The sequence below is a fragment of the Pseudochrobactrum asaccharolyticum genome (assembly GCF_003314995.1).
Lineage (GTDB): Bacteria > Pseudomonadota > Alphaproteobacteria > Rhizobiales > Rhizobiaceae > Pseudochrobactrum > Pseudochrobactrum asaccharolyticum.
Genome location: NZ_QNRH01000001.1, coordinates 250,719 through 264,825 on the forward strand (window position 1 = coordinate 250,719; position 14,107 = coordinate 264,825).

The window sequence follows — 14,107 nt, forward strand, 5'->3', positions numbered from 1 at the left end:
TAAGATTGAAAGCGCCGTGGGGACGAAAACCAACGGCGCTTTTTTTATCCGGATAGTATCACATCAGCGCGAACAGAAAGGATATCCTATGGATAATGACGACAGTTTGTATCCTCCTGTGGAACCGATCGCTGCCGGTATTAAAGCGCGTTGCCCACGGTGCGGGCAGGGCGCCTTGTTCAACGGTTATCTGAAATTGGCAAAGCGCTGCGAAGTTTGCGAACTGGATTACGGTTTTGCAGATTCCGGTGACGGGCCGGTTGTGTTTGTGCTGTTGCTGGATGGTTTTCTTGTCACAGCTTTGGCGCTCTGGGCTGAAGTATCCTATCAGCTGCCGCTCTGGTTGCATTTTATCATCTGGATACCTTTGGCTATCTTGATTGGTCTGGTACTGACACGCTGGATGAAAGGTATTCTGATCACGTTGCAATATAAGCATAAGGCAGCCTCAGGGCAGCTTGATAAACGGGGACGGGAATGACGATGTCGCATGAGGTTTCACCGCAGGCTGTGAAACGCTTCCCATGGGTTTTGCTGCTGTGCAGCGGCATTGCTTTCGCTGTTTTAGTGACATTAGGCATCTGGCAGACACAGCGCCTGTTCTGGAAAGAGCAGCTGATTGCGCAGATCGAAGCGCGCACGCATTCTGCACCACGACCATTGTCTGAAGTTGAAGCAGAGTTCGCACAAGGTAATAGTGTGGATTATCTGCCGGTGAAGCTGAGCGGCATGTTCCGTCACGATGAAGAACAGTATTTTTTCACCACCTTTAAAGGTGCATCCGGCTATGCGGTCTATACGCCGCTGTTGCTCACTGATGGTCGGGCTATTTTAGTCAATCGTGGCTTTGTGCCCTATGAAAAGCAAAACCCGTCGACGCGCGCTGAGGGGCAAGTGACTGGTGAGGTCACAATCACCGGTCTGGCGCGTGATCCGCTACTTGCCAAGCCTTCTTTCTATCTGCCGGATAATGAGCCTGCGAAAAAGCTCTATTACTGGAAAGACTGGGGCATGATGATGGAGAACAGCCCGCTTTCCAAAGAACATGATTTTGTCGGGTTTTTTGTGGATGCAGATGCCGCACCCAATGCCGGTGGTTTGCCGGTTGGCGGTATAACCATTTTGGAGCAGCCGAATAATCACCTGCAATATGCGGGGACATGGTTCGGACTGGCTGCGGTTTTGCTGGTGGTGACCTTTATTTATATTTTCCGTCAACGACGTGGCGGAGTTGCGCAATAGCTGTTGACATTGCACGGCACGAAGCCCAATTGCTAATGCAGCATTGTTTTATAGCGCATTGCCGGTTTATGGTCGCGATGCTGCTTTGAAGACAGGATAATTCATAGTTCAATGACTGATAAACCTAAGCTGACCATCCGCCTGTGCGGTCCACGTGGATTTTGTGCCGGTGTTGATCGCGCCATTCAGATCGTTGTGCTGGCGCTGAAAAAATACGGCGCTCCGGTTTATGTCCGTCATGAGATCGTGCATAACCGCTATGTCGTTGAAGGCCTGCAGGCGCGCGGCGCGATTTTCGTGGAAGAGCTTGACGAAATTCCGATGGAGCATCGGGATCAGCCCGTGGTTTTCTCCGCCCATGGCGTGCCGAAATCCGTGCCGGAAGATGCAGATGCCAAAAATCTGTTTTATCTGGATGCAACATGCCCGCTGGTGTCAAAAGTTCACAAGCAGGCCATGCGCCATCAGCGTCTCGGCCGTCATGTCATTCTGATCGGCCATTCCGGTCATCCGGAAGTGATCGGTACGATGGGGCAGTTGCCGGAAGGCACAGTTTCACTGATTGAGACCGTTGAAGATGCTGAGAAATATCAGCCGGAAGATGCTGACAACCTCGGTTTCGTAACCCAGACAACACTGTCGGTTGACGATACTGCCGGTATTATTGCGAAGCTTCAGGAGCGTTTTCCGCAGCTGACAGCACCAGCCGCGGAATCCATTTGTTACGCGACAACCAACCGTCAGGAAGCGGTGAAGGAAGCAGCCCCCGGTTGTGATCTGTTCCTGATCGTCGGTGCGCCAAACTCTTCCAACTCCAAACGTCTGGTTGAAGTTGCCGAGCGTTCCGGCGCACGTCATTCACTGCTTGTGCAGCGCGCGGAAGAAATCGACTGGGATAATCTCGGGGATCTTTCAGTGCTCGGAATTTCTGCTGGCGCATCCGCTCCGGAAATCATTGTTGATGAAATCATTGATGCATTTTCGCAGCGCTATGATGTCACCATTGATCTGGCAATTACGACCGTTGAAACAGAAAACTTCCTTGTTAATCGTCAGATCCGCGATGTGGAATTGACGGCGCAGGATATGGCTTTTGTAAACGGCAATCACTAAGCACTTGATTTAAAAGGTGTCATACCGTGCTGCAAATGGCAATTTTTGCGCTTACCTAGGCTCACGTACTTATATGTACGCTGCGCTCCGGTTCTCAAAATCACCATTTTCGCTATGGCCTGCCACTTTTTCGATTTAAGTGCTAAAAACAAAAAATATACTGCCGCAATTTCCGTTCAGGTAACGGCAGGGGGAGACCAGCATGGCTGTCTATACAGATATTAATGAAATTGAACTGGCAGCCTACCTGGAAAATTACGATATAGGCACTCTGCTGTCTTTCAAAGGCATTGCCGAGGGCGTTGAAAATTCTAATTTTCTGCTGCGCACAACCGCCGGTACATTCATTCTGACGCTGTATGAAAAGCGCGTTGACCGTAATGATCTGCCGTTCTTTATCAATCTGATGCAGCATCTGGCTGCCAATGGCATTGAGTGTCCGCAGCCTGTGGTGCAGAAAAACGGCGCGGCGATTGGCGAACTGGCCGGTCGTCCGTCTGCAATTGTTACTTTTCTGGAGGGCATGTGGCTGCGCAAACCGGCTGCGGAACATTGCTATGCGCTTGGTGTGGCTATGGCGCAGATGCATGTGGCGGGGCAGAGCTTTGCCATGCAGCGTGAAAACAGTTTGACAATGAAAGACTGGCGGCCGCTTTGGGAAAAATGCATGGCAGATGCCGATGCCGTAGAAGCCGGTTTGCGTGTGCAGACCGAAGCAGATCTAGCCTATCTGGAAAAGAACTGGCCGTCTGATTTGCCGCGCGGTGTGATCCATGCGGATATGTTTCCCGACAATGTGTTCTTCATTGGCCAGAACCTTTCAGGGATCATTGATTTCTATTTCGCCTGCACAGATATGCTGGCCTATGATCTGGCAATCTGCCTGAATGCATGGTGTTTTGAGCGCGACTTCTCGTATAATCTGACCAAAGGCACAGCACTGTTGCGTGGTTATAATTCTGTTCGTCCGCTTGAACCGGCAGAACAGCAGGCTTTGCCGGTATTGTGTCATGGTTCGGCCATGCGCTTCATGCTGACAAGGCTCTATGACTGGATCAATACACCGGCAGACAGTTTTGTGACCAAGAAAGATCCGATGGAGTATCTGCGCCGTATGCGGTTCCATCGTGAAGTGCGCTCGGCCAGTGAATACGGGCAGTAACGCTCTCTCAGCTGCTAAATTTATATGAAATAATGTGAGTAATCCGCTTGAAGACAATTACAGCCTATACGGATGGTGCCTGTTCAGGAAATCCGGGTCCCGGGGGGTGGGGGGCTATTCTGGACTATAATGGTAACCGGAAAGAACTGAACGGTGGTGAGGCGGACACCACCAATAACCGCATGGAATTGATGGCTGCAATCTCTGCATTGCAGGCGCTGAAAGAGCCATGTCAGGTTGATCTCTATACGGACTCTGTTTATGTGCGCGACGGCATCTCCAAATGGATTGAGGGCTGGAAGCGCAATGGCTGGAAAACAGCTGCAAAACAGCCGGTGAAAAATGCGGAACTGTGGCAGACACTGGATGCCGCCCGTAAAAATCACAAGGTGACCTGGCACTGGGTAAAAGGCCATGCGGGGCATCCGGAGAATGAGCGTGCGGATGAGCTGGCGCGTGAAGGTATGGCACCGTATAAGAAACGCTGACAGAGCAATCTCAGTGTAATGTTGCGGTTCAAGAGCCGCTGAAAGCAGCCCCAATGATCTATCTTACACTGCTCCTGACCGCGATTTTTCTTATTCTGTCTGCAATCCATATTTACTGGGCATTGGGTGGAGAAGCGGGCAAAGTCGCTGCTATTCCGGTCAAGGATAACGGGCAGAGATCATTCTCACCATCCAAAACCGGTACATTGGCGGTGGCTGTAGCATTGTTTTGCTTTGCCGTGCTGCTCTTCTGCATCGGTGTGCAGTCTGTCACAGTGCTGCGTCCGTTGGGCTGGTTACTGGCATTGGTATTGTTTTTAAGGGCAATCGGTGATTTCAAACTGGTCGGCTTTTTTAAGCGACCTTCCGCATCTGTCTTTGCGAAAAATGATAGCAGGTTCTATTCACCGCTCTGCCTGTTTCTTGCCGCAGGTGTTTTATATATTTCTTTCTGAATGAGAGTGTAAAAAAGCCCGCAGGAAGCGGGCTTTTTCTTTGTCATTATCAGAGCTTTTCAAGCATGGCTTCTGCGGAGGAAACCGTAGCAACGCCCGGATTTTCTTCAATGTCGAGGCTCTTAACTACACCGTCTTCAATCAGCGCGGAATAGCGCTTGGAGCGAACACCGAGACCGCCGCCGGACAGGTCGATATCAAGACCGGCTGCTTTGGTGAATGCGCCGATGCCGTCAGAAAGATAGACAATCTTGCCTTCGCCTTCAGTGGCTTTCGCCCATGCGCCCATAACATGCACGTCATTAACGGAAACGACAGCAACAGTGTCTACGCCTTTGGCGATCAGGGCATCGTAATTGGCCAGATAGCCTGGCAGATGGTTCAGGGTGCATGTTGGGGTAAAGGCACCCGGAACTGCGAAGAGAACAACTTTTTTACCCTTGAAAACGTCATCGGTGGAGACGTCTTTAACGCCGTCAGCAGTTTTAACTTTGAAGCTTGCTGCTGGCAGTTTATCGCCGATCTGAATAGCCATGTCTGTTCTCCTTCATACAGATTATCAGTATTCGATAGTCGCATTATACATAGCCTCAGTGCAGCTTTTACGAAAGCGCTATTTGCTGCAACTGAGGTCGCTGTTTAGGACATTTTTCTTATGATAGTGCTTGGTGTGGTTTTTATATGTGTTTTTTCTTAAATAAAGTTTTGCCACAATATTTTGAAATTATTGTCTAATTTATATTGCACTTTTCGGACAGGTCAAAAACTTACCATTTGCAGCTTGGCTGATACAGTCACTGTGCTATCTTATTTTTCAACAGTGCCATGAATATATAAAAATAAAGAGCACATTCTTCTGCAATGAACTGCCAAATGCGTATCTGTTCCTGATCAGCTTAATTGTATTGAAAGAGGTGCATGGTGAAAAACGGTTTCCTCAACGGACGATTTCTGCTTGCAATGCCCGGCATGACGGATGAACGGTTTGCCCGTACTGTCATTTACATCTGCGCGCATTCCGAGCAGGGCACCATGGGCTTCATTATCAATCAGCCCCAACCACTTGGCTTTTCTGACTTGCTGGTGCGGCTTGGTATAATTACGCAGGCACAGAGCATTCTGATGCCGGAGAAAAACCGCTCCCTTGTTGTGCGCCATGGCGGGCCTGTGGAAACGGGGCGCGGATTTGTTTTGCACAGCGATGACTTTATGGTCAAAACCAGTATGCCCGTGACCGACGATATCTGCATGACTGCGACACTGGATATTCTGCATGCAATTTCCGAAGGCACAGGGCCTGAAAAAACATTGATGACGCTGGGCTATGCAGGTTGGGATGCCGGACAAATCGAGCGGGAAATTGCCAATAATGACTGGCTGATCTGCGAGGTAACGCCGGAATTGTTATTCGACGGCGATCTTTTAGGGAAATATGATCGGGTTATGGCGCAGATGGGCGTCGATCCTGCACGTCTTGTTGTGCAGGCAGGGCACGCCTGAACATTATCTGTGAGTGAAGACAAGAACACCGGCTTCTCTTTTGATCAGGGAAGCCGGTGTTTTTATTTATTCGACGGACTGACCGTTCAGTAATTGTGCGGCGCTGTCGGCGCTCATTGGCTGGCCGAACAGGAAGCTCTGCACATATTCGCAGCCCATTTCACGCAACTGCATGGCGTCTTGCTCGCTCTCCACACCTTCTGCGACAACCTTGAGCTCAAGATCCTGCGCCATGCGAATGATGGAGCGCAGCAGGGTGGTTTTCTGCGGCTTGTCGCCCTTCACGAAAGAACGGTCAATTTTGATCATGTCAATCGGGAAGCGTGTCAGATAGGAGAGGGACGAATAACCGGTACCGAAATCATCCAGAGACAGGCCGACACCCATAGAGCGCAATTCATTGAGCATATGTGCGGATTGTTCCGGATTTTCCATCAGTACGGATTCAGTCAGTTCCAGTTTCAGCGTGCCTTTGGTGACATGGGTGCGTGACAGGATTGCGCGCACATCACTGAGCAGATCCTGACGGATCAGCTGGGTACTGGACAAATTGACGGAAACAAACAGGTTCGGTCGTGACAGATTTTCCTGCCAGTTGAACAGATCATTGGCGGATTGCTGCATGGCAAACAGGCCGAGCGGTACGATCAGACCGGAATTTTCCGCAATCGGAATAAATTCAGACGGTGAAATCGGACCACGGCGCGGATGTTCCCAGCGCATCAAGGCTTCAAAACCAGCAATGGTGCCGTCCTGCAGGTTCACAATCGGCTGATAGGCAATTGTGATTTCCTTACGCTCAATGGCGCGGCGCAGATCGGATTCCAACTGCAGCTTGTCGCTGCCGATGGCGCGGAAAGACGGACGGAACGGCTCAATACGGTCACCGCCAAAGCGTTTGGCCTGATACATTGCCAGTTCCGCATCTTTGATCATATCTTCCGCATTGGCGGCATTGGCTGTCCATGTCAGCAGGCCAACCGATGCTGTCAGCACAATCTCGCGCTTGGCATAGGAAATCGGCGCACGGATCGCCTGACGCAAAGCTTCTGCAAAAGCAGCCACTTTGGCCGGATCAGATTCAGAAGCCAGTATCAGACCAAATTGGTCGGAAGACAGTCTGGAGAGCGTATCCTGCGGTTTCATCAGGCGGAACAGGCGGCGCGAAATGGTTAGCAGGATGGTATCGCCTGCCGACATGCCAAGGCTGTCATTAACCTGTTTGAACCGGTCAATATCAATCACAAAGACAGTCGGTTTGAGCCTGCTCTCATTGTAGGACATGCTCATAACATTGGCGAGACGATCGAGGAACAGCTCACGGTTCGGCAATCCGGTGAGATTATCATGAACGGCATCGTGCAGCAGGCGTTCTTCCGCTTTTTTCTGCTCGGTCACATTGTTCAGCGTACCAACGCAGCGCACGATTTCGCCGTCAGAGCCGATAACAGGGCGTGCCCGCAAGTGATACCAGTGATAATGACCGTCATTGGCACGCAGACGGAAAGTCTGATGAATGCGTCCGCGACGGTTTTCCAGAATAGCATCGAGCGTTGTGCGGAAACGATCACGATCATCGCCATGCATCACCGGCAGCCAGTTCCGCACAGGGCCGAGAAGGCTGGAAGCGGCAGTGCCGAGATAGGTGGAGATATCCGGTGTGGTCACCACACGGTCGCGCGGCACATCCCAATCCCAGACAATGTCGCCGGAACCGATAACCGCCAGCGCCTGTCGTTCCATGTCAGAGAACAGGCCAACGCGCAAAACACCACCCGCAAAAGCGTGTTGCATGACTGTGAAGCCGATCAGGAGAACGATCAGAACCAGCCCGCCACCAAGTGCCGGCTGCACAATATCATTATCCAGACGGCCGGAAACCGTGAGCCATGCGCCGGTCATCCATATGGCAATAATCAGCCACGTCGGGATCAGCATGATCGCCCTGTCATAACTGCGTAGTGACAGAATTCCGATAATCACAATGCCGCAGATAACTGTAAGAGCAAAAGAAATACGGGCAATACCTGCCGCAACCGGCGGATCGAAAATCGCAACGCCGCTCAGCATCATCAGACCGAGAACCCATGCCACCGCGCCATAGGAAAAATGATCATGCCAGCGGTTGAGATTGAGATAGGTAAACAGGAAAATCAGGAAGCTGGCAGCCAGCGCCACCTCTGTTCCAGCGCGCCACATCTGCTCATTGCCGGGGGTGATGGCAATCAGCTTGTTCCAGAAGCCGAAATCCACACAAATATAGGCGAGTACCGCCCATGCCAGTGCCGCAGCAGCAGGGAACAGCGAGGTTCCGCGCACGACAAAGAGAATGGTCAGAAACAGCGCCAACAGGCCGGAGATGCCCAGCAAAATTCCGCGATAAAGTGTATAGGCGTTGATGGTGTCTTTATAAGCATCCGGCTCCCACAGATAAAGCTGTGGCAGGTTCGGGGATGCCATTTCTGCAACCAGTGTAATCACCGAGCCCGGATTGATGGTAATCAGAAACACATCCGCATCAGGACTGACCTGACGATCAAGAGCAAAGCCCTCACTCGGAGTAATAGAAGAAATACGCTGAGATCCCAGATCCGGCCAGACAAAACCTGACTTTACAAGGCGGTAATGCGGGGCAACAATCAGACGGTCAATTTGCTCATCGGTTGGGTTGGCGATAGCAAAAGCTGCCCAGTTGCCACTGGAGCGTTTGTTTTTATCCGCTTGCACCTCAATACGACGGACAATGCCATCAGCGCCCGGTGCAGTTGAAACCTGCACACTGTCGCCCTGATCATGCATGATTTGTACTGCGCCGGTGAGGTCGAGGGCAGTGTCTTCTTTAGAAATTTTAATCGGCTCGACTGCGGATGCAGGAGCCGTGAATTGGAATAAGGCAGCCAGAAAGGCAAACATACAGAAAAACGTTTTCAATTGGTTCTGAAAGTTTTCTGTCACTGTCTTTACCTTTTTGTCATTTGTAGTCAGCAGGCTGCGCTTAGCGGGCAACCGGTTTATGGAAACTGTTTTCCATTGTGACCGGCTGAGCTCTTTGCTGCTCTTCCCCCTCAATCAGACTATACAGCAGATGATCCTGCCAGATGCCGTTTATTTTGAGATAGGAGCGCAAAGTGCCTTCCCGTAAAAATCCGGCTTTTTCAAGAAGCCTGACTGAACGCAGATTAGATGGAATACAGGCAGCTTCAAGTCTGTGCAACCGCAGTTCATGGAATGCGAAGGGGATAACCAGTTTCAGAGCGTCATACATGTAGCCCTGACCGGCATGAGGCGCACCGCACCAGTATCCGATCTGTCCAGATTGAGCGACGCCGCGGCGAATATTGCCGAGAGTGATTCCCCCCAGCAAAATATTGTCGGATTTGCGAAACAGGAATAAAGACCATGCATTGCCGCTGCGTGCTTCTTCGGAATAGTGGCGCAATCGCAGACGAAAACTGGACTTTTCCAGTTCGTCATCACGCCATGTCGGCTCCCATGGTGTCAGAAATGCGCGGCTTTTTTCACGTAAATTTGCCCATTGGCGATAATCCGACCATTGCGGCTCACGCAAAGACAAACGCTCTCCCCTCAGATACACGGATGGTGTTTTGCTGAAGGGAAAGCTGATCATGATACCCTGCCTGTCTGGAGAGCCACGGATAGATTTATACAGCCAGTGCCGGGCGCTTATTCGCTGCGAAACCGCGCAATGTACCGTGAATATCGTCATAGCCCATCATCTGGCTGACAGGGCCGACAGCGGCAATGGTTGGTTTGCTGTCGAGGAACATACGTCCTGAAAGATCAGTCAGGCGTTCCGGCGTAATCAGGCTCAGGCGTTCCAGCAGTTCTTCATTGGGAACCGGACGACCGTAAAGCAACATCTGACGGGCAATCTGGCCTGCACGGCTGGCAGCACTTTCCTGCGACATCAGAAGACCAGCACGATATTGCGCACGGGCACGGTCAACTTCCTGAATATTGATATTGGTGGAAGCCTCATAAAGCTCGTTGAGGACAACCGGAACCAGCTCTTCAAGATTTTCACGACCTGTTGCAGCATGGATGCCGAACAGGCCGGTATCGGAAAAGCCCCAATGGAAAGCATAGACGGAATAGCAAAGTCCGCGTTTTTCACGCACCTGCTGGAACAGGCGGGAGGACATGCCGCCGCCAAGAACGGTTGCCAGTAACTGCGAGGCATAGAAATCGCGCACATGATAGGCGCGACCTTCAAAGCCGATCAGCACCTGCGCATCCATCAGATCGCGTTCTTCACGGTAGTCACCGCCGACATAAGCCGCTTTAACCGGTGCGGCAGCACTGGTTGTGGAGCGGAAACCGCCAAGACGGCTTTCTACTTCACGTACAAAAGAAGCATGATCAACAGCGCCGGTAGCGACAACAACCATACGGTCGGCGCTATATTGTTCGTTGATGTAGGTGCGCAGATCATCCGGCGTGAAGGATTGTACTGTTTCCGGCGTGCCGAGAATAGAGCGGCCAAGCTGCTGGTTGAGGTAAGCGGTTTCGGAAAAACGGTCGAAAACAATATCATCGGGCGTATCATGTGCCGCGCCGATTTCCTGCATGATCACGTTTTTCTCGCGCTCAAGCTCATCTTCGTCAAATTTTGAACTGGTCAGAATGTCGGCCAGAATATCAATCGCCAGCGGCAGGTCGTTGCGCAGCACACGGGCATAATAAGAGGTGGTTTCGACGCTGGTCGCGGCGTTGATTTCACCGCCGACATTTTCAATGTCAGCCGCAATCTGCCATGCACTGCGGTTGTCCGTGCCTTTAAAAGCCATATGCTCGAGAAAATGTGCAATGCCGTGGCGGTTATGCGCTTCATTGCGGGAGCCTGCCTTAACCCAGATGCCCAGTGCTACGCTCTCAATAAGCGGCATGGTTTCGGTGGCAATCGTCAGTCCGTTGGACAGAACACTTACTTCTACACCCATTCTAGGCATACTCCCCTGAGTATTTCGCCGTCAGTTTCTTGGATGCTGACGGGTATGATAATGCGACTATTAAAGAGTCCAAAACAAAAATCTGATGTTCCGGATGACTCCGTCTGCCTCTTATGTTTTTTGCAGCATATAAAGGCAGAGTCAAAACTATGCAAATTTGCAGCCATAATACAACATATGGCTGCAACTGCGGTTTAATTATTTCGCTGCTCTTGAATGGCTGCGTATATGATCTTCAACCACTTTCAGGTCATTTTGCAGGTGTGTGAAGTGCTCTTTCCGCTCCATCAGATCGCTGAGCCATGCAGGCAGAGCCGGAGAAACGCCGCAGGCATCTTTCACTGCCTCCGGAAACTTAGCCGGATGAGCGGTTGCCAGCACCACCATCGGAGAGGCTGTGTCCGCGTTTTCGCGGGCAACCTTAACGCCGATTGCCGAATGCGGATCGAGCAGATAGCCATCCTGTTTCAGCACGGAGTCGATAGTTGCAGCGGTTTCTGCCACTGTTGAACGACCGGCAGCAAATTGCTCGCGGATGGTTTTCAGCGGTGCATCTGCAATCGTGAACTCACCGGACTGGCCAAGGCTGCGCATCAGGCCGCGCACAGCGGCTGCATCACGACCATAAGATTCAAACAGCAGACGCTCGAAATTCGAGGAAATCTGGATATCCATCGACGGGGATGAGGTCTGCTCAACACCGCGCATGGCATAAGAACCTGTGGCAATTGTGCGCGACAGAATATCATTGTCGTTGGTTGCAATGATCAGGCGGTCAATCGGCAGACCCATTTGTTTGGCAACAAAGCCTGCAAAAATATCGCCGAAATTACCGGTCGGTACTGTGAAGGACACTTTGCGATCCGGTGCGCCGAGGCTGATAGCCGATGTGAAGTAATAGACGATCTGCGGCATGATACGTGCCCAGTTGATCGAATTTACACCGGAGAGCGAAAGCGTGTCACGGAAGTTCAGATCATTGAACATGCCTTTAACGAGGTTCTGACAGTCGTCAAAATTACCGTCGATAGACAGGGCATGAACATTGCTGGCCGCAGATGAGGTCATCTGGCGCTGCTGCACCGGAGAGACACGGCCATGCGGGAACAGGATAAAAATATCGGTATTATCGCGACCGGCAAAAGCTTCAATCGCCGCGCCCCCAGTATCGCCGGATGTGGCGCCAACGATGGTCGCGCGCTGACCGCGCTGCGCCAGCGTATAATCCATCATGCGCGAAAGCAGCTGCATCGCCACGTCTTTAAACGCCAGTGTCGGGCCGTGGAAAAGCTCCAGCACATATTCATTCGCGCCGGTTTGTACGAGCGGGCAGACGGCATCATGGCGGAATGAGCCATAAGATTCGCGCACCATTTTCTCGAATTCGGCAGCCGGAATCTCCCCATTTACGAATGGGGAGAGAACAGCAAGGGCGATTTCCACATAGGATTTGCCGCGCAGATTGCGGATGTCTTCAGCAGAAAACTGCGGGTAGCTTTCCGGTAGATAAAGACCGCCATCACGCGCCAGACCTGCCAAAAGTGCATCAGAAAAGCCTAAAACCGGCGCTTCGCCACGGGTGCTGACATATTTCATAGGGTTTCAGGCCTCATTTATTCAATGCAATTTTGTTCCGGCAATGCGCCGGTTTTGGTTGATCAGGATGTGTGTTTTCTGTTCGCATCCCTTGTGTCATTTGCAAGTCTGTCGGGATAGAGCTTGCCCTATGCACAAAAAACGTGAAAATATTGTCTCATAATGCATGTTAAGCGCTGTGCGTCCATATGGAAACGCATTCTGAAAGTGAGAAACAGTTTGGCTGAAACTGTGAAACAGCTTTTGGACAAAATGTGCAACAATAATTAAAGCTGTATAGCTGAGACTGCAAAAAGAATTGCAGCGCATATGCAGGATAACAGGACAGAGCGGCTGCGGTGATGATTTGCCGGAGTGGTTCGAAAACAGGTTCAATATTCAGGAAGACCGGTTTATGCAGAATTCTACCTTCGGACGTTTAAATCCTCTTTCAACGCGGTTTGCCCGTCTGGGGGGCGCTGCTTTGCTTGGCCTGATCGTGGCCGGTTGCTCAACCAGCAATCAGCAGCCAACAGTGTCAACATCGGGCGAACAGCGGGTGACGCAGGCCGACTTGCAGGCTTTCTGTCCGCGTATCAGCCTGCGTGAAGGAACGTCCTATTTCAGCACCTATGAAAAAGGTGGTAACGGCGACAGCAATCGCGTGATCTATCAGGCAGCGATCAGCGATGTGACCCGTGATTGCCGCAGAGATAATGGCAATCTGACCATTACAGCTGCCGCTGCCGGTCGCGTGGTTCCGGGACCAAAATTCCGCAACGGCACAATCACTATGCCAATTCGTGTGGTGGTAATGGAAGGCGATAAGGTTGTTTCCAGCAACCTGCATAAGCAGGCCGTGTCGATGACCAATTCGGACGCTGCAACGCAGTTTGTTTTCACTGCACCACAGATTTCGGTATCGGAAGCGACTGCCCGTCAGGTGCAGATCTTCATCGGCTTTGATGAAGGCCCGCAGAAGAAATAATGAGTTAGAGCATATTCACTATGCTACGCGTTAATTAAAATACCGCGTCTGGTTTAAATCAGGCGCGGTATTTTTATATGTTCTTGCGCATATTTGCAAATAGTCGAAAATTATTGCATAAAATATTAACTATAGCTTCATCTAACCGTGAATTTTGTCAGCTGTTCAAACTGATCTCATTCAGGGTAAATAAAGAATTTCGTTTAAAATATTATTTATTATCAATTATTTAGAAGATTAGGTTGCGTAGTTTTGCCTGATTTGGGGCGTATTGACTGTGGAATGCCGCATATTCATCACTAAAGCGATGAAACAATGAAACTATTTGTAATCTCTAACGTTTAGACTGTTGCCATGATGACAGCTTATGAACTCATACAGGAACCAACCGACACCTGGGCCATTTTTGAAATGGATTCCGGTGAGCCGGTTATGATTGAAGGTCGCCCGATGATTGGTCTGAGCGAGACAGAAGCGCAGCAGGTCTATGCTGCATTGACGGCTCCCGTGAAAGACGCCAAGAAATCAGCAGCCTGATATCAGGCATTTGGCTTAAGCCATAATGCAACAATCAAGGGTGATGGTATTCAAGTAATATCAATGCCTTAAGCAAA

At 50.8% G+C, this 14,107-nt stretch carries 14 protein-coding genes; 9 read left to right on the forward strand and 5 right to left on the reverse strand.

Translation table 11 applies throughout. The features are described from left to right. Positions 1 to 88 precede the first annotated feature (88 nt). From DFR47_RS01090 to DFR47_RS01115, 6 genes are all read left to right on the forward strand, one after another. On the forward strand, positions 89 to 481 hold the full coding sequence (locus DFR47_RS01090; protein ID WP_113942570.1) for a DUF983 domain-containing protein: 393 nt from the start codon (positions 89 to 91) through the stop codon (positions 479 to 481). A 2-nt stretch (positions 482 to 483) separates the two neighbouring features. After that, positions 484 to 1,242, forward strand: a complete 759-nt coding sequence (locus tag DFR47_RS01095) for an SURF1 family protein (protein WP_113942571.1) — start codon at positions 484 to 486, stop codon at positions 1,240 to 1,242. Between the two features lie 111 nt (positions 1,243 to 1,353). After that, positions 1,354 to 2,355, forward strand: coding sequence for a 4-hydroxy-3-methylbut-2-enyl diphosphate reductase (gene ispH / locus DFR47_RS01100; protein WP_113942572.1), 1,002 nt, complete (start codon positions 1,354 to 1,356; stop codon positions 2,353 to 2,355). Between the two features lie 202 nt (positions 2,356 to 2,557). Further along, a complete protein-coding gene (locus DFR47_RS01105; RefSeq protein WP_113942573.1) occupies positions 2,558 to 3,517 on the forward strand; it encodes a homoserine kinase in 960 nt (319 codons plus the stop codon). Positions 3,518 to 3,564: 47 nt separating this feature from the next. Then, on the forward strand, positions 3,565 to 4,005 hold the full coding sequence (gene rnhA, locus DFR47_RS01110) for a ribonuclease HI (RefSeq protein ID WP_113942574.1): 441 nt from the start codon (positions 3,565 to 3,567) through the stop codon (positions 4,003 to 4,005). A gap of 53 nt (positions 4,006 to 4,058) precedes the next feature. Beyond that, on the forward strand, positions 4,059 to 4,460 hold the full coding sequence (locus tag DFR47_RS01115; protein ID WP_113942575.1) for a DUF3995 domain-containing protein: 402 nt from the start codon (positions 4,059 to 4,061) through the stop codon (positions 4,458 to 4,460). Between the two features lie 49 nt (positions 4,461 to 4,509). On the opposite strand, the gene DFR47_RS01120 is transcribed toward DFR47_RS01115, so the two are convergent. After that, on the reverse strand, positions 4,510 to 4,995 hold the full coding sequence (locus DFR47_RS01120; RefSeq protein ID WP_113942576.1) for a peroxiredoxin: 486 nt from the start codon (positions 4,993 to 4,995) through the stop codon (positions 4,510 to 4,512). Positions 4,996 to 5,378: 383 nt separating this feature from the next. Here DFR47_RS01120 and DFR47_RS01125 point away from each other — a divergent pair, with 383 nt between their 5' ends. Then, positions 5,379 to 5,960: a YqgE/AlgH family protein gene (locus tag DFR47_RS01125; RefSeq protein WP_113942577.1), complete on the forward strand. Its 582-nt coding sequence runs from the start codon at positions 5,379 to 5,381 to the stop codon at positions 5,958 to 5,960. Between the two features lie 66 nt (positions 5,961 to 6,026). On the opposite strand, the gene DFR47_RS01130 is transcribed toward DFR47_RS01125, so the two are convergent. From DFR47_RS01130 to thrC, 4 genes are all read right to left on the reverse strand, one after another. Then, a complete protein-coding gene (locus tag DFR47_RS01130; RefSeq protein WP_113943168.1) occupies positions 6,027 to 8,873 on the reverse strand; it encodes an EAL domain-containing protein in 2,847 nt (948 codons plus the stop codon). Positions 8,874 to 8,955: 82 nt separating this feature from the next. Then, positions 8,956 to 9,588: a GNAT family N-acetyltransferase gene (locus DFR47_RS01135; RefSeq protein WP_113942578.1), complete on the reverse strand. Its 633-nt coding sequence runs from the start codon at positions 9,586 to 9,588 to the stop codon at positions 8,956 to 8,958. A 34-nt stretch (positions 9,589 to 9,622) separates the two neighbouring features. Next, positions 9,623 to 10,921: a M16 family metallopeptidase gene (locus DFR47_RS01140; protein WP_113942579.1), complete on the reverse strand. Its 1,299-nt coding sequence runs from the start codon at positions 10,919 to 10,921 to the stop codon at positions 9,623 to 9,625. Positions 10,922 to 11,128: 207 nt separating this feature from the next. Continuing rightward, positions 11,129 to 12,526: a threonine synthase gene (gene thrC / locus DFR47_RS01145; RefSeq protein ID WP_113942580.1), complete on the reverse strand. Its 1,398-nt coding sequence runs from the start codon at positions 12,524 to 12,526 to the stop codon at positions 11,129 to 11,131. 394 nt (positions 12,527 to 12,920) lie between these two features. Between thrC and DFR47_RS01150 the strand changes: the two genes are divergently transcribed. Together DFR47_RS01150 and DFR47_RS01155 are read left to right on the forward strand one after the other, a co-directional pair. Further along, positions 12,921 to 13,493: a hypothetical protein gene (locus DFR47_RS01150; RefSeq protein WP_113942581.1), complete on the forward strand. Its 573-nt coding sequence runs from the start codon at positions 12,921 to 12,923 to the stop codon at positions 13,491 to 13,493. 354 nt (positions 13,494 to 13,847) lie between these two features. After that, the gene (locus DFR47_RS01155) at positions 13,848 to 14,030 is read left to right on the forward strand and encodes a hypothetical protein (RefSeq protein WP_113942582.1); all 183 of its coding nucleotides are present in this window, start codon (positions 13,848 to 13,850) and stop codon (positions 14,028 to 14,030) included. Positions 14,031 to 14,107 lie beyond the last annotated feature (77 nt).